The organism is Variovorax guangxiensis (assembly GCF_003952165.1).
Lineage (GTDB): Bacteria > Pseudomonadota > Gammaproteobacteria > Burkholderiales > Burkholderiaceae_C > Variovorax > Variovorax guangxiensis.
The window spans coordinates 283,548-304,932 of sequence record NZ_RXFT01000005.1 but is presented as its reverse complement, the minus strand read 5'-3'; the positions used below and the strand labels follow the sequence as shown (position 1 = coordinate 304,932).

Here is a 21,385-nt window from a genome sequence, read left to right as displayed (position 1 = left end):
GCTCAGACCATCGCGTTGTCGGCGCCGGGAATCTCGTGTGCCTTGATCTGGCGCCGCGTGAGCTTGTAGAGCGTGGACGACAGGAAGCCGTCCTGGTGACAGGTCTTCGTCACGTTCCGGACGTATTCGCTTTCGGGGGCGACGGCCTGCGCGCCCATGATCCATCGCACGCTTTCGCGGTAGTCGTAGAGCTTCTTGTCGTCGCTGTCAGCCAGCAGCACCGACATCGTGGCCATGGCGGTGGCATCGCCCTGCTGTGCGTGTTCGCGTACCAGCTCGAGGTATTCATGGCGCGCGGGAACGTCCTCCAGCGCGCCGATGAACATCAGCATGCTTTCGAGGCCCTCGGAGTGCCCCAGTTCGTGTGCCTGGCGAGCGGCTTCCACGGCCTGCCGCAGGAGACGTGAACGCTCGGCCGGTTCCTGGGTGGCCTGGCCGAGGTTGTAGCTGGCGTAACCCAGCTTGTATGCACCCATGTTGCCGCCGCCTTCGGCCGTCTGGCCGTAATAGCGAATGGCCTTGCCCAGGTCGGGCGCGACGTGCACGCCTTCCTCGTGGAACAGGCCAAGCAGGTAGTCGCAGGAATCGCCGCCCGCGGCCAGGCCCATGGTCGCCAGTTCGAATGCATCCGCTTCGCGATTGCCCCTGCGGAACGCGTAGGACACCTTGTTCCATGCGAGCGAGCCGGGGGCGTGCCGGCGCGCGGCCTCGAGCCAGGCTTCTGCGGCCTCCGCGTTCGGAACAAAGCCCAGCAGGCCCTTCAGGCTGCAGTACCCGTGGAGGATCATCGCGGCAGTGCATTCCCCGGCATTGGCGCTGCGCACGATGGCCTGGCCCAGCCACGTCGGATCCTGCGGCTCGAGCTGGAACGACAAGAACACAGCCCGGACCATCGCGTCGTCGTCTTCGATGGGCCAGTGTGCCTCCGCTTCCTTGAGGAAGGCGAAAGCCTGCGGCTGATCACCGCGTTCGTAGTGGGCGCTGGAAATCCAGTACAGGGTCTCCCAGCGGTGATAAGGGTACAGGGCCTCTTCGGCGCGCTTGCGGGCGGCTTCGATCCACTGGCGAACGTCTTCGGGATCGTCGTCCTCGTCCACTTCGTTCCCAAGATGGTCGTCGCGCCAGATTTCGTGGCGCAGCCGGTCTTTCTCTACCTCGTCCAGGTGCGCGCAAGTGGGCGAAGCAATGAAGGCCCGCACCCGGTCGTGGCTGCCGCCCCAGCGCGGCTGCATGAACCAGATGCATTGGCGCAGGAAGAAGAACAGCCGCGGATGCAGATGGATCGTGGCGTGCATCCAGTACTGCCTGCCGCTCAGCAGCTTCTTGCCTTGCATCGGTGGCGGCAGGGACTCGGGTACGGTCCGAGGACAGGCAATGCGTTCGTCGGCTCGGATGCCGGAGCGCGCGAGCATGCCCAGCAATTCGTCGCGCGCGTCGGCAGGCATGCCTTCGAGCGCAAGGTCGTGCGCCAGCTCGCCGGCCGGGCCGCGGCCGCTGCGCACCAGTTCCGACAGCCATGCGGGCTCCTCGAAGGCGGCCACGCTCTGCATCAGCAGGGCGGGCGCGCTCCACAGCGTGGGGCTTCGCTCCAGCGCCCGAATGGCGCAGACCGCCGCGTGCGTGCAGCAGGCGTGGGCGCAGGTCCATCCCAGCTCGGTCACCGTGTTCGACCAGCCGGAGCCCCGGTACTCGTAGGCCCAGTGGAACCAGTAGTGCGCCTCGCACAGCCATGCGTGCGCCGACTCCGGTCGGGCCGCCTGCCAGGCGCGCAGAAGCGCCAGTCCTTCGGAGCCCGAATCGATGCAGTCCTTCAGGTCGGCGGGCAGTGCGGCGTGGTACCGCTCCTCGCTGGTGCGATCGTGAAAGCTCGCGGCGAGCGCCTCATCGAAGAGCTGGTCGAGCGTGTCGTAGTCGCCTGCGCGCAGCAGCGCACTGGCGTCGCAGACTTTCCACGGCGAAGGAATCGGAGCGATCGTGGTCATGGCGTGAGTTGCAAAAAGGAAATGAGACGCCAGCACTCGTCAGGCGGGCCGAGGCTGGGGGTCGAAGATGCGATAGCGCTTCCAGGGCAGTGCGAGCCAGCTGCCTTCGGCGTTGCGAAGGTGTTCGTGCACCTCCATCATGGCGCGTGTCGAGGCGGGGCCGTCCTGGTTGCTCATGCGCAGCCAGTGCTCGCGTGCCCGGGCGTAGGCCAGGCCGAAGTCTTCCCAGCTCTCGAAGCTGTCCTGCGCGCGCTGCGCGTTGAGAAAGAGCACCAGCCAGGCGCGTGCCTCCGGCACCCAGCCGAGGTGGGCGATGCAACGCACCAGGAAGGCCGTGCGCGCGCAGTCGAACGCCAGCGCGTCGCGTACGCGGCCTTGTGCCGCGAGCTGTTCGTAGAAGCCGTCGTGCGAGCGCCCCAGGCCCCCGACCCAGCCGTCGAGCGCTTCCTGCATGCGTGCGCCGATGGCCGAAGCGGGGAGGTCGGCGGCGATGTTCATTTCGCGCAGCACCTGGCGCGCGAGCTGCTCGCGCCTGTCCGCGGGAAGGTCGAGCGCCAGCGTGTCGCCGTTGCATGGAAGGCCGTTGCGAATCGACAGAATGTCACCGAGCGCAAGAGCCCAGCGGCGGCGATTGGGCGGCGCGGCTTCGGCCCTGGCGCGGAGGGCTCGCAGCGCGGGATCGTCCCTGGCGGGCAAGGCCGTGTTGCTGCCGTCCTGACCGCCGCCTTCGCGCACCACGCCCCACAAGACGGCAGCCGTGCGCAGCACGATGAAGAGCACCACCAGGCCGGCGAGCCACGCGAGCGCCGTCAGCATGCGGCACCTTTGCGGACGAGATCGAGCGGAATGCCCTCGATCTCGCAGGCCCCCGCGGGCATCTCCCGCAGTGCGGCCGGCAGCGCGTCTTGCGGCAGCGTGAGGCGCGCGGCTGCAGCCACGCCCGGGTCGATCTGCCGAAGCCGCGCCAGTTCGCCTGGCGCAATGCGCAGCAACAGCCATTGCAGCACGGCCGGCGGTTGCTCGAAGTGCTCGGCCAGGTGGAAGTTGGCGCTCATCACGCTGAGCAGATAGTTGGCGTCGCCCACCTCGGTAACGAACTTCCATCGGCCGGCGGATGGGTCTTGCGCGGTCGCCTGGGGCTCGAACACCAGGCCCATGCCTTCGCAGTCGGGATGCCGTTCGCCCCGTGGCGCGACGGTGCGCAGGAACTGCAGCACGTCGTCCGCGTACTTGCGGATCGGGTGGCGGTTCTGCTTGCCCTTGACCTGGTCCACGCGCAGGCCGTCCGGATGCACGGCGAGGCTGATGGTCACGTGCGGCATGTTGCCCGCGCTGCGCAGCGTGAACAGGCGCAGCCGGCCGTCCTGCGCCGCCTGCGCGTACTGCTCTCCGTAGCCGCCGCTGAGCTTCTTGAGGCTCGCGAACTGGCCCAGGCAGTGCTGCATGTGGTAGGACTCGTACGCCATTTCCTCGCGCAGCGCGGCGTGCCGGCCGTCGAATTCGAAGATCACGCCGTTGGGCGTGCGCAGTACTTCGCGCAGGGCCAGGCCGCTGCTGGGGACCCAGCCCTTGCTGCGGCGCGACTGCATGCGCTGGTGCTCCTGCTCCCACATCGTCAGCGCCATGAAGCAGTTGATGCGTTGCAGCTTCTGTTCGAGCCGCGTGCCACGCCGCGAACGCAGGAACTCGGCCAGCACGCGCTCGCGTTCGATCAGCAGGAGATGCTCGGGGTCGAGATACCAGCAGTCCTTGCCGGCCCCGGCAGCGGACGGCCGCAGGAGCCTGGCCAGCCACTCCGGCACCGGATCGCCGGTGCCGGTCACGGCCTGATAGTCGGCAATCGATCGCAGCGGCACGACATGCTCGAAGCTGCCGATCGCCCAGCGGAAGAAATGGTTGCGCAGCCACGCCTGCATGTCGGGCTCGTCGCCCCGTTCGGTGCTGCGCCGGGTGATCGCTGCCTTGACCTCGGGCGCGTTGACCACGTCGCGTGGCAGATAGGCGTTGGCTGGCGAAGGATTGGGTGCGGGTGCTGGCAGCGGCATCGGACCCGGATGATGACCTACAGCTTGAAGTCGTAGTCCACCGTGATCGGCGCATGGTCCGAAAACTTCACGGTTTTGTAGATTTGCTCGGTGCGCGCCAGCGCCGCGATCTTCGGCGTGGCCAGGTGGTAGTCCAGCCGCCATCCCACGTTGTTCGCATAGGCCTGCCCGCGGTTGCTCCACCATGTGTAGGCCTCGGCCGTGGTGTCGGGCTTGAGCATGCGGTAGACGTCCACCAGGCCCGCGCCCTCGGCGCCGGCATCGAGCAGCTTCGTCATCCAGGCGCGCTCCTCGGGCAGGAAGCCGCTGTTCTTCTGGTTGCCGCGCCAGTTCTTCAGGTCGATCTCCTTATGGGCGATGTTGATGTCGCCGCACAGCACGAACTCGCGCTCCTTCTTCAGGGCCACCAGGTGCGGGAAGAAGCCCTTGAGGAAACGGAACTTGGCCTCCTGCCGTTCCTCGCCCGAGCTGCCGCTCGGGAAGTAGCAGCTGATCACGGAGAACTTGCGTTTGGGCGTGTCGAAGCGCAGTTCGAGGTAGCGGCCCTCGGCGTCGAATTCGGCGTCGCCCCAGCCCACCACGACCTGGCTCGGAGCGTGCTTGGTGTAGACCGCGGTGCCGGCGTAGCCCTTCTTCTCGGCGAAGTGGAAATGGCCCTTGAGGCCGGCCATTTCCTCGAACCGGCCCTCGATGTCGCTGGCCTGGACGCGGATCTCCTGCATGCAAATACAATCCGGCGCAAGTTCGGCCACCCAGTCGGCCACGCCTTTGGTTGCGGCCGAACGCAGGCCATTGAGATTGAGACTGGTCAGTTTGAACACAAGGAATTTCCGATGGCTGTAGATGGTGAGAAAAGCAAAAGCAGCGCGATCGCCCAGGATTTCGTCCAGTTCGCCCTGGATGCCGGCGTACTGCGTTTCGGGGAGTTCAAGACCAAGGCCGGTCGGATGAGCCCCTACTTCTTCAACTCGGGACTCTTCGACGACGGCGGCAAGATCGCCCGGCTCGCCGGATTCTATGCAGACCGCCTGATCGAGAGCGGCCTCGAGTTCGACATGATCTTCGGCCCCGCCTACAAGGGCATTCCGCTGGGCGCCACGGTGGCGGCCGAGCTGGCCCGCCGGGGCCGCAACTATCCCTTTGCCTACAACCGCAAGGAAGCCAAGGCGCATGGCGAAGGCGGCAACCTCGTGGGCGCGCCGCTCAAAGGACGCGTGCTGATCGTCGACGACGTGATGTCCGCCGGCACCGCAGTGCGCGAATCCATCGCCGCCATCGAGGCTGCGGGCGCCATGCCGCATGCCGTGGCCATCGCGCTCGACCGGCAGGAGAAGGCCACCGAGAACGGCGTCGACGTGGACCACAGCGCCGTGCAGTACGTGCGCAACCAGCTCGGCCTGTCGGTGATCGCCATCGCCACGCTGGACGACCTGCTGAGTTATCTCTCCGGCGACGCCGCGGCCGACCTGGGTGCTCACCGCGAGCGCGTGCTGGCCTACCGCGCGCGCTACGGCGCCAGCTGAAGACGCAGGGCCGCCGAATGCACCATCCTCATCCCGCACGCGACGCTCACGGTTCACCGGCCCGCCTGCTGGCGGCGGCATCATTTCTTCTAATGGCTTCCTCGTTTTGCGGCGCGCTGCAGGCGCAACCGCAGAAAGTGGAAGGCGCCTCTCCCGGCATCTACACCTGCACCGACGCCCGTGGCCGCACCCTGACGGCCGACCGGCCCATCGCCGAGTGCAGCGACCGCGAGCAGCGCGAGCTCAATCCGAGCGGCTCGACCCGCCGCAAGCTGGAACCCACCTACACCGCGCGCGAACTGCAGGAGCGCGAAGACCGCGCCCGCGAGGCCGCCATCGTGGCGGCGCGCCAGACCGACGAGCGGCGCCGCGAGCGTGCGCTGCTGGTGCGCTACCCCAACAGCGCCACGCACGACCGTGAACGCGCCGAGGCGTTGTCGCAGATCGATGCCGTGTCGGAGGCGGCGAAGAAACGCATCTCCGAGCTCAGTGAAGACCGCAAGAAGATCGACGAGGAGATGGAGTTCTACAAGCAGGACCCCACCAAGGCCCCGGCCGCGCTGCGCCGCAGGATCGACGAGAACACGAAGAGCGTGGCGGTGCAGAACCGCTTCATCGCGGAGCAGGAAGACGAGAAGAAGCGGGTGAATGCGCGCTTCGACGAGGAGCGCACGCGCCTGAAGGCGCTCTGGACCCCGCAGAACGGCGGAAATCCCAGGTAACCCCCAGGCTGCGCGCACTTCGTGTCGCTTCGCCAACCCCCTGCGGGGGGCAACACCTGCGGCCCGACAAAGCCGGATCCGCGGTGTTCCCCGAAAAGACTTAGCTGAGCTTGGCCTTCAGCAACTCGGTGACCTGCGCCGGGTTCGCCTTGCCGCCGCTGGCCTTCATGACCTGGCCGACGAGGGCGTTGAGGGCCTTCTCCTTGCCACCGCGGTATTCCTCGACGTTCTTTGCGTTCTTCGCGATCACCTCGTCGAGGATCTTGTCGAGCGCGCCGGTGTCGTTCATCGGCTTCAGGTCCTTGGCTTCGATGATCGCGTCGACGTCGCTGCCTTCGCCGGTCCACAGGGCCTCGAACACCTGGCGCGCGGCGTTGTTGGGCAAGGTGCCGTCGGCGATGCGCTTGACCAGCTGCGCGAGTTGCTGCGCCTTCACCGGCGCGGCCTCGATGCCGATCTCGGCGGCGTTCAGGCGGCGCGCCATCTCGCCGGTGATCCAGTTGCTCGCGAGCTTGGGCGTGGCGCCTGCCTTCACGGCTTCGTCGAAATAGCCGGCGAGCGCGGCGCTCTGCGTGAGCTGCGCCGCGTCGTATTCCGAAAGGCCATGGTCGCGCACATAGCGCTCGGCCATTGCGCGCGGCAGCTCGGGCATTTCGGCCTTCACGCGCTCGATCCAGTCGGCGGCGATGACCAGCGGGGGCAGGTCGGGGTCGGGGAAGTAGCGGTAGTCGGCCGAGTCTTCCTTGGCGCGCATGGCGCGCGTCTCTCCGGTGTCGGGGTCGAAGAGCACCGTGGCCTGCTCGATGGCGCGGCCGTCCTCGATCTCGTCGATCTGCCAGCGGATCTCGTAGTCGATCGCCTGCTGCATGAACTTGAAGCTGTTCAGGTTCTTGATCTCGCGGCGCGTGCCGAGCTTCTCGCCGGGGCGGCGCACCGACACGTTGGCGTCGCAGCGGAAGCTGCCTTCCTGCATGTTGCCGTCGCAGATGCCGATCCAGGTGACGATCTTGTGCAGCTCCTTCGCATAGGCCACGGCCTCGGCGGTCGAGCGCATGTCGGGCTCGGTCACGATCTCCAGCAGCGGCGTGCCGGCGCGGTTCAGGTCGATGCCGCTCTGGCCGACGAAGTCCTCGTGCAGCGACTTGCCTGCGTCTTCCTCGAGGTGGGCGCGCACCAGGCGCACCGTCTTCTGCTCCTCGCCCACGAAGAACGTCACCGCGCCGCCTTGCACCACGGGAATCTCGAACTGGCTGATCTGGTAGCCCTTGGGCAGGTCGGGATAGAAGTAGTTCTTGCGCGCGAACACGCTGCGCGGCGCGATGTGCGAGCCCAGCGCCAGGCCGAGCTTGATGGCGCGTTCGACCGCGCCCTTGTTCATCACGGGCAGCGTGCCGGGCAGCGCCAGGTCGACCGCGCAGGCCTGCGTGTTGGGCTCGGCGCCGAAGGCTGTGGAGGCGCGGCTGAAGATCTTGCTCGCGGTGGAGAGCTGTGCGTGCGTCTCGAAGCCGATGATGACTTCATAGCCGCGCACCAGCGGGCCGGTCGGGCGGCCCTGTTGTTGTGCTTCGAAGGTGTTCACTGTCTCGCTCATTTCAGAAGCCCTCCGGCGTGCGGGCGTGCCAGTCGGTGGCCTGCTGGAAGCGGTGCGCCGCGTTCAGCAGCTTCGCTTCGCCGAAGTAGTTGCCGATCAGCTGCAGGCCCACGGGCATGCCGCCGTCGAAGCCCGCGGGCACGCTCATGCCGGGCAGGCCGGCCAGCGATGCGGGCAGCGTGAAGATGTCGGCGAGGTAGTCGGCCACGGGGTCGTCGCCGTGCTCGCCGATCTTCCAGGCGGTGGTGGGCGCGGCGGGGCCGGCGATCATGTCGCACTGCCTGAAGGCCTGCTGGAAGTCGTCGGCGATCATGCGGCGTACTTTTTGCGCCTGCAGGTAGTAGGCGTCGTAGTAGCCGTGCGACAGCACGTAGGTGCCGATCATGATGCGGCGCTTCACTTCGTCGCCGAAGCCTTCGGCGCGGGTGCGTTCGTACATCTGCGTGAGCGCGCTCTTCCTGCTCGCGGGGTCGATGAAGTCCTTGGCGCGGTGGCCGAACTTCACGCCGTCGAAGCGGCTCAGGTTGCTCGAGGCCTCGGCCGCGGCGAGGATGTAGTACACGGGAATCGACAGCTCGGTGCGCGGCAGCGTGACCTCGACGCGCTTTGCGCCGAGCTTCTCGTACTGCGCGAGCGCCGCGTCGATGGCCGCGCGCACGCCGGGCGCCACGCCTTCGCCGAAGAACTCCTTCGGCACGCCGATGCGCAGGCCTTCGAGCGAGTCGTTCAGCGAGCGGCTGAAGTTCTCGGCGGGTTTGTCGAGCGAGGTGGAGTCGCGGTCGAGGTCGGGGCCGCAGAAGGCCGACAGCAGCAGCGCGCAGTCTTCGGCCGAGCGGGCCATCGGGCCGGCCTGGTCGAGGCTCGATGCGAAGGCCACCATGCCGTAGCGCGAGGCGCGGCCGTAGGTGGGCTTGATGCCGGTGATGCCGCAGAAGGAGGCGGGCTGGCGGATCGAGCCGCCGGTGTCGGTGCCGGTGGCCGCGGGGGCCAGCCGTGCAGCCACCGCAGCCGCGCTGGCGCCGGAGGAGCCGCCCGGAATGCGCTCGGTGTTCCAGGGGTTGCGCACCGGCACGGCCTTGTCGTGGCCCACGGCGGGCACGGCGACGTTCTCGTTGGCCGAGCCCATGGCGAACTCGTCGCAGCTCAGCTTGCCCAGCGTGACCGCGCCGGCCTCGGCCAGGCGGCGCACCACGGTGGCGTCGAAGGGCGAGCGGTAGCCCGCGAGCATCTTCGAGCCGGCGGTGGTGGCGAAGTCGGTGGTGACGAAGATGTCCTTGTGCGCAATGGGCACGCCGGCCAGCGCCGGGGCGTCGCCCTTGGCGATGAGCGCGTCGGCGGCGCGCGCCTGGGCCAGCGTGACTTCCTCGTTCACGTCGACGAAAGTGCCCAGCGACTGGTGCGCCTTCATGCGGCCCAGGAAGGCCTGCGAGGCCTCGACGGCCGAAACCTTGCGTTCGGCCAGCGCCTTCGCCAGCTCGACAACGCTCAATTGGTGCAATTCACCGCTGCTGCTCATCATTCGATTACCTTGGGCACGAGGAAAAGGCCGGCTTCGACGGCCGGGGCGCTCTTCTGGTTGGCTTCGCGGTTATTGGGTTCGCTCACCACGTCGTCGCGCAGGCGCAGCGTGATGTCTTCGAGGGCGGCCACCGGATGGGCCAGCGGTTCGACGCCGGTGGTGTCGACGGAACGCATACGTTCGACTAAGTCGAAAAAGCCGTTGATCTGGCTGAGCATGCGCTCGCTTTCATCGGGAGCCAGCTGCAGCCTCGCCAGCGAGGCGATGCGCGCAATATCGGAAGCGGAGAGAGACATAGGTCGGAACGGCCCAAAAAAGCGGAGGTATTCGCACGCGGGAGCCGGTGCTAATACGGGAATCAGAGGGGATTCGGGTATTATCCCGCCTTTGCCGCAACCCCCGCGAACGCGCCGGCTTTTGCGCCAAAAACGATCAATTCACCCCGTCAAACGACCCAAAAAATAGAGCGACGACCTGCCGATGCGCAGGCCGTGCTCAGAGGATTCCGCACATGTTTGGAGCTTTCCGTCGGTACTTCTCCACCGACCTTGCGATCGACCTCGGCACCGCCAACACCCTGATATTCGCCCGCAACAAGGGTATCGTGCTCGATGAGCCCTCGGTCGTCGCAATCCGCCACGAAGGCGGTCCGCATGGCAAGAAGGTGATCCAGGCCGTCGGCCGCGAAGCCAAGGCGATGCTGGGCAAGGTGCCCGGCAACATCGAGGCGATCCGCCCGATGAAGGACGGCGTGATCGCCGACTTCGTGATCACCGAGCAGATGATCAAGCAGTTCATCAAGATGGTGCACCCGCGCACGCTGCTCACGCCGAGCCCGCGCATCATCATCTGCGTGCCCTGCGGCTCCACCCAGGTCGAGCGCCGCGCCATCAAGGACGCGGCCGAGGCGGCAGGCGCCACCTCCGTCTACCTCATCGAGGAGCCCATGGCCGCGGCCATCGGCGCCGGCCTTCCCGTCAGCGAGGCCTCGGGCTCGATGGTGGTGGACATCGGCGGCGGCACCACCGAGGTGGGCGTCATCAGCCTGGGCGGCATGGTCTACAAGGGCTCCGTGCGCGTGGGCGGCGACCGCTTCGACGAAGCCATCATCAACTACATCCGCCGCAACTACGGCATGCTGATCGGCGAGCCGACGGCCGAAGTCATCAAGAAGAACATCGGCTCGGCTTTCCCGGGCTCCGAAGTCAAGGAAATGGAAGTCAAGGGCCGCAACCTCTCCGAAGGCGTGCCGCGCAGCTTCACCATCAGCAGCAACGAAGTGCTGGAAGCCCTGACCGATCCGCTCAACAACATCGTCTCGGCCGTGAAGAACGCGCTGGAGCAGACGCCGCCCGAACTGGGCGCCGACATCGCCGAGCGCGGCATGATGCTGACCGGCGGCGGCGCGCTGCTGCGCGACCTCGACCGCCTGCTGGCCGAGGAAACCGGCCTGCCGGTGCTGGTGGCCGAAGATCCGCTGACCTGCGTGGTGCGCGGCTGCGGCATCGCCCTTGAACGCATGGACCGCCTGGGCAGCATCTTCACGAGCGAGTAAGGGGCGAAAGCCATCATCGGCCGGCCTCTGCTTGCGCAGGCCGGCTTTTTGTTATTTGATTCCGCACCACCGCCGAGTCTGAATTCATGCCCCTGGGCACGCTCGATCGCACAGCGCCACCCCTGTTCAACCAGGGCCAGTCGGCACTCAGCAAGCTGATCTTCTTCGGCGCGCTCTCCCTGTTCCTCATGGTGGCCGACGCGCGCTTCCACATCGTGCAGCCGATCCGGGCCGCTGTCGGGGCCGTGCTCTATCCGGTGCAGTGGGTGGCGCTGAAGCCGGTGCAGGCGGTGCTGGGCGGCGGACGCTATTTCGAAGACCTGCAGACCGCGCAGCGCAACGAGGAAGACGCCCGCAAGGCGCTGATGGCGCAGGCCGAGCGCGCGGCCCAGGCCGACACGCTGGCGCAGGACAACGCCCGCCTGCGCGAACTGCTCGAACTGCGCCAGACCACCACCACGCCGGGCCGCGCCGCCGAGGTGCTCTACGACGCTGCAGACCCCTACACGCGCAAGATCGTCATTGACCAGGGCATGGCCCAGGGCGTGCAGCCCGGCTCGCCGGTGATCGACGCGCGCGGCGTGCTCGGGCAGGTCACGCAGGTGCTGCCCTTCACGAGCGAGGTCACGCTGGTGATCGACCGCGACCTTTCCATTCCCGTGCAGAACACCCGCACCGGCGTGCGCAGCGTGGCCTTCGGCGACGCTTCGGCGCACGGCGGCGGGCTGGAACTGCGCTTCATGGCCGCCAACGCCGACCTGCAGGAGGGCGACCTGCTTTCCACCAGCGGCGTCGACGGCATCTACCCCGCCGGCCTGCCGGTGGCGAAGATCGAGCGCATCGAGCGGCGTGCCGACTCCGCCTTCGCCCGCATCTACTGCCTGCCGCTGGCCCACGTGACGGCCGCGCGCTACGTGCTGGTGCTCGAACCCACCGGCACGCCCGCGGCGCCGCCGCCCCCGGCACCCGCCGTCACCCAGCGCAAGCGCCCCGAGGGCAAGCCCGGCGCCGGCAAGAACGAGAAGAAACCGGGAGCGCGCCCATGATCAAGCGTCCAGGCCAGCAGCAGCTGCTGCTGCCCGTCAGCCCGGTCTTCATGTGGAGCAGCCTCGTGGTGGCGCTGCTCATCAACATGATCCCGATCGGCCGCGCCGTCTGGATGCCCGACCTGCTGGCGCTCGTCATCGTTTTCTGGGGCGTGCACCAGCCCGCGCGCGTGGGTATCGGCGCGGCCTTCGTGTTCGGCCTGTGCATGGACGTGCACCAGTCGTCGATGCTGGGGCAGCACGCGCTCTCCTACACCACGCTGGGCTTCTTCGCGATCACCATCCACCGGCGGCTGTTGTGGTATCCGGTGGCCTCGCAGGCGCTGCAGGTGCTGCCGCTCTTCGCGCTCTCGCAGCTGATCGAGGTGGTCACGCGGATGATCGGCGGCGGCGTGTTCCCGGGCTGGACGGTGCTCGCCTCGCCGGCCATCGAGGCGGCGCTGTGGCCGCTGGCGACCGCACTGCTGCTGGCCCCCCAGCGCAGAACGCCGGAACCGGACGAGAACCGGCCCCTCTAAGCCCAGCCCCTCCCGCATTTGCCTTCGCACCTGCGCGCGCCTAAGCTCCCATCGCCATGACCGAAATCCGCAACGTCGCCGCCGATCTTGCGCGCTTCAAGCGCCGCGTGATCGTCATCGGCCTGGCGGTGCTCTTCGCGTTCGGGCTGCTGTGCGCGCGGCTGGTCTACCTGCAGGTCACGCGCCATGAAGACCTGGCCGAGCAGGCCGAGAGCAACCGCACGGCGGTGGTGCCGGTGGTGCCGAACCGGGGGCTCATCCTCGACCGCAACGGCATCGTGCTGGCCTCCAACTACTCGGCCTACACGCTGGAGATCACGCCCTCGAAGGTGGGCGACGTCGAGGAGACCATCGACAGCCTCACGCAGGTGCTGGAAGTCTCGCCGCGCGACCGCCGCCGCTTCAAGCGCCTGCGCGAAGACTCGCGCAGCTTCGACTCCATTCCCATCCGCACCCGCCTGAGCGACGAGGAAGTGGCGCGCTTCGCGGCGCAGCGCTACCGCTTCCCGGGCGTGGAGATCAAGGCGCGCCTCTTCCGCAACTATCCGCAGGGCGAGTTGGCCTCGCACGTGCTCGGCTACATCGGCCGCATCAACCAGCGCGAGAAGACCGCGATGGAGGACTGGGACGAGGAAGACCAGGCCAACTACAAGGGCACCGACTACATCGGCAAGCTCGGCATCGAGCAGAGCTACGAGAAGACGCTGCACGGCCAGACCGGCGTCGAGCAGATGGAGACCTCCGCCGGCGGCCGCGCCGTGCGCCGGCTGGCCAGCCATCCGGCCACGCCGGGCAACACGGTGATGCTGTCGCTCGACATCAAGCTGCAGAAGCTGGTGGAAGACATGTACGGCGAGCGCCGCGGCGCGCTGGTGGCCATCGACCCGAAGACCGGCGAGATCCTCGCCTTCGTGAGCAAGCCCACCTTCGACCCCAACCTGTTCGTCGAGGGCATCGACAACGAGAGCTGGGCGGCGCTCACCGAATCCATCGACAAGCCGCTCTTGAACCGCGCCCTGCGCGGCACCTACCCGCCGGGCTCCACCTACAAGCCCTTCATGGCGCTGGCGGCGCTGCAGACCGGCAAGCGCGGCCCCAGCGTGGTGGTGAACGACCCCGGCTACTTCAACTTCGGCGGCCACCGCTTCGGCAGCCCCGAGGGCAACCTGGGCGGCGTCGACATGCGCCGATCGATCCAGCTGTCGAGCAATATCTACTACTACTCGCTGGCCAACGAGATGGGCGTGGACATGATCCACGACTTCATGAAGCCGCTGGGCTTCGGCCAGATCACCGGCATCGACCTCGGCGGCGAGGTGCGCGGCGTGCTGCCCAGCACCGAGTGGAAGCGCAACACCTACAAGCGCCCCGAGCAGAAGAAGTGGTATGCGGGCGAGACCATCTCGCTGGGCATCGGCCAGGGCTACAACAACTTCACCATGCTGCAGCTGGCGCAGGCCACCGCCACCATCGCCAACGGCGGCCTCAAGCACAAGCCTCACCTCGCGCTGGCCACGCGCGACACCGTCAGCGGCAACGTGGTGCCACTGCCGCAGCCCGCGGCGGAGAACCTTGGCTTCGCAGCCGCCAACATCGCGGTGATCCGCGAGGGCCTGACCAGCGTGGTCACCAGCGGCACCGCGCGCGGCGTGTTCGCGGGCGCCAGCTACCAGGCGGCCGGCAAGACGGGTACGGCGCAGGCGGTGTCGATGGGCCAGAACACCAAGTACAACGCGCGCGCGCTCGAGGAGCACCAGCGCGACCACGCCCTCTTCATGGCCTACGCGCCGGTGAACGACCCGAAGATCGCCGTGGCGGTGATCGTCGAGAACGCCGGTTGGGGCGCAGGCGCTGCCGCCCCCATCGCTCGCCGGGTCTTCGACTACTGGCTCGCGGACCAGTACCCGAGCGAAGCCGACATGGCCGCCATCAAGATCGGCAAGGCGACCGCGCCGATCGGCAAGCCGCGCGTGGCGAGCGAAGTGGCCTGGCCGGCCGCTTCGGCCACGCCCGCCACCGCGCCCTGATTCCGGCATTGCTCCCTCTCCCCGAGGGGAGAGGGAAGAAGACTCTCAGACCACCGTTCCGCTGACCTCGCCCAGCCCGATCCGCACCGCGCCCGGTCGCTCGCAGTAACCGCGAATGGTCAGCGTGTCCCCGTCCTCCAGGAACGTCCGCTTCTCGCCGTTGGGCAGCGTGATCGGCTGCTTGCCGCCCAGCGTCAGCTCGATCAGCGAGCCGGCTTCGTCAGGCTTCGGGCCCGAGAGGGTGCCCGAGCCCAGCATGTCGCCCGGCTGCAGGTTGCAGCCGTTGACCGTGTGGTGCGCGACGAGCTGCGCTGCCGTCCAGTAGGCCGCCTCGGTGGTGTTGCCGCGCGTCAGGCGCACGGGCGCCACGCCCTCGGCGCGCATCTTCGCGGTCTGCAGCAGCACTTCGAGCGTGATGTCGAGCGCGCCGCTCTCGCGGTTGGAGGCCGAGTCGAGGTACGGCAGCGGCTGCGGGTCGCCGGCGGGGCGCTCGAACTTCGAGCGGAAGGGCGCCAGCGCCTCCATCGTCACGAGCCACGGCGACAGCGTGCTCGCGAAGTTCTTCGACAGGAAGGGGCCGAGCGGCTGGTATTCCCAGGCCTGGAGGTCGCGCGCCGACCAGTCGTTGAGCAGCGTCACGCCGAACAGGTGCTCCTCGGCGTCGGCGATGGCGATGGGTTCGCCCTGCGCGTTGCCGCGGCCGATGAAGAAGCCCAGCTCCAGCTCGTAGTCCAGCCGCTTCGACGGGCCGAAGCTCGGCTCGGCCGCGTCGGGCGCCTTGGTCTGGCCCTGCGGGCGCTTGAAGACCTGGCCGCTCACACCGATGGACGAGGCGCGGCCGTGGTAGCCGATGGGCACCCACTTGTAGTTGGGCATCAGCGGCTGGTCGGGGCGGAACAGCTTGCCGATGGTGGTGGCGTGGTGAATGCCCGTGTAGAAGTCGGTGTAGTCGCCGATGCGGCAGGGCACCGTCATCTCGGCCCTGGCCTGCGGCAGCAGCGCCTTCGACCAGGCGGCCTGCTTGTCGCTGCCTTCGGCCAGGCCCGCCGAGATGGCGGCGCGCAGCGCCTGGCGTTCCTTCGTGCCGGCGTTCATCAGCACGTTCATGTCGTCGGTGTCGACCAGGCCGGTGGCGCGCAGGTCCAGCACCTGGTCGCCGATGGCGACGCCGATGCGGAAGGCCTCGCTGCTGCCGGCGGTGCGGAAGCGGCCGAAGGGCAGGTTCTGGATCGGGAAGTCGGTGCCGGCCTCGTTGGCCGATGCGACCCAGCTGCGCAGCTTCGGGTCATGGGTGGCGTTCAGTGCGGTCATGGATGTCTTTCTGTACTTGATCTGTCTGTGTTCAGTCTGCGGTCATGCCGGCCTTCTTCGCCACATCGCCCAGGCGCTGGTATTCGGTCTCGGTCAGCGTGGTGAGCTCCTGCGGCGTGGAGCCGCGCGGCGAGAAGCCGGCCTGCGCCAGCTTGGCCTTCACGTCGGGCATCGCGAGCGCTTCGACGAAAGCCTCGTTCAGCGCCTTCACCACCGGCGCCGGCAGCTTCGCCGGGCCGTACACGCCGAACCACGGCTCCAGCGCGTAGCCCTTCAGGCCCGCCTCTGCCATGGTCGGCACGTCGGGCAGCGAGGGCGAGCGCGCCGGGCCGGCCACCGCCAGCGCGCGCAGCTTGCCGGCCTGGATGTGCGGCAGCGAGGCCGGCAGGTTGTCGAACATCACGCCGATGTTGTTGCCCAGCATGTCGGTGATGGCCGGGCCGCTGCCCTTGTAGGCGACGTGGACGAGCTCGGTGCCGGTCATCTGCGCGAACATCACGCCCGCCAGGTTCATCGAGGTGCCGGCGCCCGCGGTGGCGTAGGGCAGGCCGGGGTTCTTCTTCGCGGCGGCGATCAGCTCGGGCACCGACTTCACGGCCGAGGCCGCCGGCACTTCGAGCACGATGGTCGAGGTGCCAAGCAGGCTGATGGCGGTGAAGTCCTTGCGCGGATCGAAGGCCATCGACTTGTAGATGTGCGGGTTCAACGCATTGGTGGAGATCGCGCCGAAGCCGATGGTGTAGCCGTCGGGCGCGGCCTTGGCCACCGCGTCCATGCCGATGTTGCCGCCAGCGCCGCCGCGGTTGTCGATCAGCACCGGCTGGCCCAGCTTCTCCGACACCTTCTGGCCCACGGTACGCGCCACCAGGTCGGTGGTGCCGCCGGGCGTGTAGGGCACGATGAAGCGGATGGGCTTGGAGGGGTAGTCGGCCGCGTGCGCGAGGAAGGGAGCGGCGAGCAGCGCCATGGCCGCAGCGCGGCGCGTGAGGGTGAACACGGTCTTCATGCCTTGAATTGATCCTTGAGGCCCGCCCAGCAGTCGGCGTAGTCGGTGTCCAGCGCGGGGCTCTTCAGCGCGAAGTTCGTCGGCACGAAGCGATAGCGGCTCTCGAACATGAAGGCCAGCGTGTTGTCCAGCTTGTGCGGCTTGAGGTCGGCGTGGGTGGCCTTGTCGAAGGCTTCCTCGTCGGGGCCGTGCGGCACCATGCAGTTGTGCAGGCTCGCGCCGCCGGGCTTGAAGCCGCCGGGCTTGGCGTCGTACTCGCCCAGCACCAGGCCCATGAACTCGCTCATCAGGTTGCGGTGGAACCACGGCGGACGGAAGGTGTTCTCCATCACCATCCAGCGCGGCGGGAAGATCACGAAGTCGCAGTTGGCCGTGCCGGGCGTGTCGCTGGGCGAGGTCAGCACGGTGAAGATCGACGGATCGGGATGGTCGAAGCTGATCGAGCCGATCACCATGAAGTGCGCCGTGTCGTACTTCACCGGCGACAGGTTGCCGTGCCAGGCCACCACGTTGAAGGGCGACTGCTTCATCGGCGCCTGCCAGAAGCGGCCGCCGAACTTCTTGACGATCTCGTAGCCGCCTTCCTCCGTCTCGAAGGCCGCCACCGGTGCCTGGAAGTCGCGCGCGTTGGCCAGGCCGTTCGAGCCGATCGGGCCCAGCTCCGGCAGGCGGAAGTGCGCGCCGTAGTTCTCGCAGACGTAGCCGCGCGAAAGGCCGTCGGGCAATGCGACCTTGAAGGCCATGCCGCGCGGCAGCACCGCGATCTCGCCGGGCTTCACGTCGAGCACGCCCAGCTCGGTGGTGATGACGAGGCGGCCCTGCTGCGGCACCACCAGCATCTCGCCGTCGGCGTTGACGAAGGCGCGGCGCTCCATCGAGCGGCCGGCGAGGTACATCAGCGAGCCGATGCCGACCTGCGACTCGGCATCGCCGTTGGCCGCGATGGTGCGCATGCCGTCGATGAAGTCGGCGTTCTCCGCGCCGTCCAGCGGCTGCGGATGCCAGCGCAGCGGCTCGGGCGGCAGCGCGATCTCGCGGTCGGCGCCGGTGGTCCACAGCGGCTGCGCATAGGACTGGTAGCGGCCCGACACCACCGAGGGCTGGCGGCGATAGAGCCAGGTGCGGCGGTTCTCGTGGCGCGGCGCGGTGAAGGCGGTGCCGGAGAGCAGCTCGGTGTAGAGGTCGAGAGGTCCGCGCTGCGGATTGTTGCGGCCCTGCGGCAGCGCGCCGGGCACGGCCTCGGAGGCGTATTCGTTGCCGAAGCCGCTCTGGTAGCGGCGCTCGGTGGAGGAGGTTGCGGCGGTCATGTGGTCCTCATGGATTGACTTGAATGGGGGTGGAAGGCGGGGTCGGGACGCGGAGGACGCGAAGGTTTCGCGAAGAGCGCGAAAGAGACAAGGAAAGAAATTTTGAAATTCCTTTCTGCGTCCTTCGCGAAACCTTCGCGTCCTCTGCGTTCGGCTGTCCGCATCCGAGTGCCTACTTCGCAGCCGCGAGCGCTTCGCGCAGCACGGCGAGCGAGCCGATGTGGTTGGCCAGCACCAGCACGAGGCGCGCGTTGTAGGCGTTGCTCTCGTCGGTGCTCAGGCCCTGGTGCGCGTCGATCAGCGCCTCGTAGAAATCGTCGGGCGCCTCCAGGTGCGCTTCGGTGATCAGCTTGGGGGTGGATGCGGTCATGGGTTCGTTCCCTCAGTGTTTGCCGAGCGCACGATCGACGGCGTTGCGCACCTGCGCCGCCGACGGGGCGCGCCAGCGCGCGCACACGTGCTGGTCGGGGCGCAGCAGGTACACGGTGCCGGGGCGGGCGTCGTAGCGCTGCGCGGCGAACTCGCTGCCGCGGGCGCCGTCTTCCATGCGCACCACGTGCAGCGGCCGGTCGCTGGCCCTCAGCGCGGCCAGGCTGCGCTCGGCCGCCTCGCCCTGGCCGAACACCAGCGCCGTGAACTGCGCGACATGGCATTCGCGCAGCAGCCAGCCGGTGCTGCCGTCGGCATGCACCACGGGCGCGTCGGCCGCGGCGGCGCCGGGCACCATCGCGCCCGTAAAGGCGTCGGCGTCGGGCGTGTTCAGCGGCGAATCGCGCAGCACCGAAGGCACCGACAGCCGGCCGCTGTTGACCAGCGTGCGCGCGAAGGCGTGGCGCTTCGTCAGCTCCAGCACCGCGTCGCGGAAGAGGCGGCTCACCTCGCTCTTGGGCGTGATGAAGTCGGTGGCGCGGGTGGAATTGCGGATGTTCTCGTCGGCGGCGTACTCGCGCTCGCTGGCGTAGCTGTCGAGCAGCGCATCGGGCGCGTTGCCCTGCACCACGGCGGCGAGCTTCCAGGCGAGGTTGTCGGCGTCCTGCACGCCCGAATTGGCGCCGCGCGCGCCGAAGGGCGACACGCCGTGGGCCGAGTCGCCCGCGAACAGCACGCGCCCGTGGCGGAAGCGCTCCATGCGCTGGCAGGCGAAGGTGTAGACGCTGGCCCAGCCGATGCGGAACTGCACGCCCTCGAAGCCGATGCTGTCGAGCAGCGCGCGCACGCGCGGCGTGATGTTCTCGGGCTTGCGCTCTTCCACCGGGTCGGCGTCCCAGCCGAGCTGGAAGTCCACGCGCCACATGCCGTCGGCCTGCTTGTGCAGCAGCACGCTCTGGCCGGGGTGGAACGAGGGGTCGAACCAGAAGCGGCGCTCGGTCGGCAGGTCGGCGTCCATCGTGATGTCGGCGATCAGGAAGCGGTCGCGGAACACGCGGCCCTTGGCTTCCAGGCCGAGCATCTGGCGCGTGCTGGAGCGCGAGCCGTCGCAGGCGGCCACGTAGTCGGCCTGCAGCCGGTAGCTGCCCTCGGGCGTTTCCACCGTCAGCACCGCGCCGCCGTCGCTTTGCTCGATGCCGGTGACCTTGTTGTTCCAGCGCAGGTCGACCAGCGGCAGCGCCGCCGCGCGCTCGACGAGGTAGCCCTCGACGTAGTACTGCTGCAGGTTGATGAAGGCCGGGCGCTCGTGGCCGGGCTCGGGCAGCAGGTCGAAGCGGTAGACCTGCTCGTCATGGAAGAACACCTTGCCCACGTTCCACGACACGCCCTTGTCGACCATGCGGTCGCCGCAGCCCAGGCGGTCGAACACCTCCAGCGTGCGCTTGGCGAAGCAGATCGCGCGCGAGCCGCTGGAGAGCGTGTTGTCGTTGTCGAGCAGCACCACGGGCACCTGCCGCAGCGCGAGGTCGATGGCCAGCGTGAGGCCCACGGGGCCCGCGCCGACGATCACGACGGGATGGCGCGCCGGTGCCGCCGCGTCCTGGTCGGCGTGGCGCTTGTAGTCGAAGCGCAGGCTCTGATAGTCGATCACGTGTTGTCTCCGTGTCTTTGGTCTTGTCTTGCTCCTTCCCCCGCTGGGGGAAGGCCGGGATGGGGGCACGACGGCGTTCACTTCGGGTGCTCTGCCTGCCCCCACCCCAACCCTCCCCCAGCGGGGGAGGGAGCAATGCGGAATCAGCCCTCGAGGGCCTTCCACATCTCGACGTCGCGCTCGGCCGTCCAGATGCGCGGGTCGGCGTGGCCCGAGGCCTCGTCGTAGGCGCGGCTCACGTCGAAGGGCATGCAGTGGTCGAAGATCACCCACTGGCTGTACTTGGGCTTGAGCTTTTCGTAGGTCTCCTTGTAGACCGCGTTCAGGTCGCGCCCGGCCTTCACGCCTTCCTGCACGCTGGCGTAGACGTCGGAGATGAAGTCGCGCGTGCCCGTCAGGCCCTCTGTCACTTCGGCCGGCGTGGTCAGCGCGGCGCCGCGGCCCGGCACCAGCGCCACGGGCTTGAGCGCGGCGATGTTGTCCAGCGTCTGCGGCCAGTCCTTGAAGTAGGCGTCGCCCGCGTACGGCGTGGCGCCGAACTCGACCAGGTCGCCCGACAGCAGCGTGCGCTCCTGCGGCAGCCAGACGACGGTGTCGCCCTTGGTGTGGCCGCGCCCGAGCTGGATCAGCTGCACCTCGAGCTTGCCCAGCCACAGGGTCATCTTGCCGGTGAAGGTCATGGTGGGCCAGGTCAGGCCCGGCGGCACGGTCTCGACGTTCTGGAACAGGCGCGGGAAGCGGCCGATCTCGCTGGCCTTGTCCTGCTCGCCGCGCTCGACGATCAGGTCGCGCGTGTCCTGGCTGGCCAGAATGTGCTCGGCCCCGTAGCCGGCCGCGCCCAGCACGCGCACCGCGTGGTAGTGGGTGAGCACCACGTACTTGATGGGCTTGTCGGTCACCTCGCGGATGCGGCGCACCACGTCGGCCGCCATGGCGGGGGTGGCCTGGGTGTCGGCCACCAGCACGCAGTCGTCGCCGATCACGATGCCGGTGTTGGGATCGCCCTCGGCGGTGTAGGCCCAGGCATGTTCCGAGATCTGGCTGAAGGTGACCTTCTTCTCTTCCATGTCGGCCTGGCTGGCGAATTTCTTGGCTTGGCTCATCGGGGTGTCTCCGTCGGTGGGGTGGAATTTGAAATTCGTCTAAGTCGAACGAATTTGCAGTTAACGAATGGGCGCAGTGTAAGCCGCAGATCAGTTAATGTCTAATCCCT

Annotated in this window: 19 protein-coding genes; 6 read left to right on the top strand and 13 right to left on the bottom strand. The window is 68.1% G+C overall.

From position 1 onward, the window contains the following. Nucleotides 1-2 precede the first annotated feature (2 nt). From EJP67_RS14445 to EJP67_RS14430, 4 genes are read right to left on the bottom strand one after another with little or no spacing between them, the layout of a single operon-like run. Entirely contained in the window at nt 3-1,982 is a 1,980-nt protein-coding gene (locus tag EJP67_RS14445; RefSeq protein WP_126022402.1) for a DUF4034 domain-containing protein, read from the bottom strand. Nucleotides 1,983-2,021: 39 nt separating this feature from the next. Then, nucleotides 2,022-2,798 (bottom strand): DUF1266 domain-containing protein, encoded by a 777-nt coding sequence (locus tag EJP67_RS14440; protein WP_126022401.1) that lies wholly within the window; start codon nt 2,796-2,798, stop codon nt 2,022-2,024. After that, nucleotides 2,792-4,027 carry a hypothetical protein gene (locus tag EJP67_RS14435; RefSeq protein WP_126022400.1) on the bottom strand — a complete coding sequence of 412 codons (1,236 nt, stop codon included), beginning with the start codon at nt 4,025-4,027 and terminating at the stop codon, nt 2,792-2,794. Before EJP67_RS14435 ends, EJP67_RS14440 begins: the two co-directional genes overlap by 7 nt. A gap of 17 nt (nt 4,028-4,044) precedes the next feature. After that, nucleotides 4,045-4,848, bottom strand: a complete 804-nt coding sequence (locus EJP67_RS14430) for an exodeoxyribonuclease III (RefSeq protein WP_126022399.1) — start codon at nt 4,846-4,848, stop codon at nt 4,045-4,047. 12 nt (nt 4,849-4,860) lie between these two features. On the opposite strand from EJP67_RS14430, the gene pyrE reads away from it, so the two are divergent. Beyond that, on the top strand, nt 4,861-5,550 hold the full coding sequence (pyrE, locus tag EJP67_RS14425; protein ID WP_126022398.1) for an orotate phosphoribosyltransferase: 690 nt from the start codon (nt 4,861-4,863) through the stop codon (nt 5,548-5,550). A 92-nt stretch (nt 5,551-5,642) separates the two neighbouring features. Further along, nucleotides 5,643-6,272, top strand: a complete 630-nt coding sequence (locus EJP67_RS14420) for a DUF4124 domain-containing protein (RefSeq protein ID WP_126022397.1) — start codon at nt 5,643-5,645, stop codon at nt 6,270-6,272. Between the two features lie 100 nt (nt 6,273-6,372). On the opposite strand, the gene gatB is transcribed toward EJP67_RS14420, so the two are convergent. The 3 genes from gatB to gatC are packed head-to-tail and all read right to left on the bottom strand — an operon-like array spanning nt 6,373 to nt 9,678. Then, nucleotides 6,373-7,863, bottom strand: coding sequence for an Asp-tRNA(Asn)/Glu-tRNA(Gln) amidotransferase subunit GatB (gene gatB, locus EJP67_RS14415; protein ID WP_126022396.1), 1,491 nt, complete (start codon nt 7,861-7,863; stop codon nt 6,373-6,375). A 1-nt stretch (nt 7,864) separates the two neighbouring features. Then, nucleotides 7,865-9,379 carry an Asp-tRNA(Asn)/Glu-tRNA(Gln) amidotransferase subunit GatA gene (gene gatA / locus EJP67_RS14410; protein ID WP_126022395.1) on the bottom strand — a complete coding sequence of 505 codons (1,515 nt, stop codon included), beginning with the start codon at nt 9,377-9,379 and terminating at the stop codon, nt 7,865-7,867. After that, nucleotides 9,379-9,678: an Asp-tRNA(Asn)/Glu-tRNA(Gln) amidotransferase subunit GatC gene (gene gatC, locus EJP67_RS14405; RefSeq protein ID WP_126022394.1), complete on the bottom strand. Its 300-nt coding sequence runs from the start codon at nt 9,676-9,678 to the stop codon at nt 9,379-9,381. The genes gatA and gatC overlap by 1 nt, the downstream gene beginning before the upstream one ends. Nucleotides 9,679-9,893: 215 nt before the next feature. Between gatC and EJP67_RS14400 the strand changes: the two genes are divergently transcribed. From EJP67_RS14400 to mrdA, 4 genes are all read left to right on the top strand, one after another. Then, a complete protein-coding gene (locus EJP67_RS14400; RefSeq protein ID WP_007833435.1) occupies nt 9,894-10,937 on the top strand; it encodes a rod shape-determining protein in 1,044 nt (347 codons plus the stop codon). 86 nt (nt 10,938-11,023) lie between these two features. Continuing rightward, entirely contained in the window at nt 11,024-11,983 is a 960-nt protein-coding gene (gene mreC / locus EJP67_RS14395; RefSeq protein WP_126022393.1) for a rod shape-determining protein MreC, read from the top strand. Next, nucleotides 11,980-12,501, top strand: a complete 522-nt coding sequence (mreD, locus tag EJP67_RS14390) for a rod shape-determining protein MreD (RefSeq protein ID WP_019655414.1) — start codon at nt 11,980-11,982, stop codon at nt 12,499-12,501. The genes mreC and mreD overlap by 4 nt, the downstream gene beginning before the upstream one ends. 56 nt (nt 12,502-12,557) lie before the next feature. Beyond that, nucleotides 12,558-14,528: a penicillin-binding protein 2 gene (gene mrdA, locus EJP67_RS14385; protein ID WP_126022392.1), complete on the top strand. Its 1,971-nt coding sequence runs from the start codon at nt 12,558-12,560 to the stop codon at nt 14,526-14,528. A gap of 45 nt (nt 14,529-14,573) precedes the next feature. Here the strand turns inward: mrdA and fahA are convergent, their stop codons facing one another. The 6 genes from fahA to EJP67_RS14355 all read right to left on the bottom strand — a co-directional run bounded on the left by fahA (nt 14,574) and on the right by EJP67_RS14355 (nt 21,275). After that, nucleotides 14,574-15,839: a fumarylacetoacetase gene (gene fahA / locus EJP67_RS14380; protein ID WP_126022391.1), complete on the bottom strand. Its 1,266-nt coding sequence runs from the start codon at nt 15,837-15,839 to the stop codon at nt 14,574-14,576. Between the two features lie 31 nt (nt 15,840-15,870). Then, entirely contained in the window at nt 15,871-16,845 is a 975-nt protein-coding gene (locus tag EJP67_RS14375) for a Bug family tripartite tricarboxylate transporter substrate binding protein (RefSeq protein WP_126022390.1), read from the bottom strand. Next, the gene (gene hmgA / locus EJP67_RS14370; protein ID WP_126022389.1) at nt 16,842-18,152 is read right to left on the bottom strand and encodes a homogentisate 1,2-dioxygenase; all 1,311 of its coding nucleotides are present in this window, start codon (nt 18,150-18,152) and stop codon (nt 16,842-16,844) included. The genes EJP67_RS14375 and hmgA overlap by 4 nt, the downstream gene beginning before the upstream one ends. A gap of 172 nt (nt 18,153-18,324) precedes the next feature. Further along, nucleotides 18,325-18,522 carry a DUF2783 domain-containing protein gene (locus EJP67_RS14365; protein ID WP_126022388.1) on the bottom strand — a complete coding sequence of 66 codons (198 nt, stop codon included), beginning with the start codon at nt 18,520-18,522 and terminating at the stop codon, nt 18,325-18,327. A gap of 12 nt (nt 18,523-18,534) precedes the next feature. Further along, on the bottom strand, nt 18,535-20,172 hold the full coding sequence (locus tag EJP67_RS14360; protein ID WP_126022387.1) for an FAD-dependent oxidoreductase: 1,638 nt from the start codon (nt 20,170-20,172) through the stop codon (nt 18,535-18,537). 143 nt (nt 20,173-20,315) lie between these two features. Further along, nucleotides 20,316-21,275, bottom strand: coding sequence for an MBL fold metallo-hydrolase (locus EJP67_RS14355; protein WP_126022386.1), 960 nt, complete (start codon nt 21,273-21,275; stop codon nt 20,316-20,318). Between the last annotated feature and the right edge of the window lie 110 nt (nt 21,276-21,385).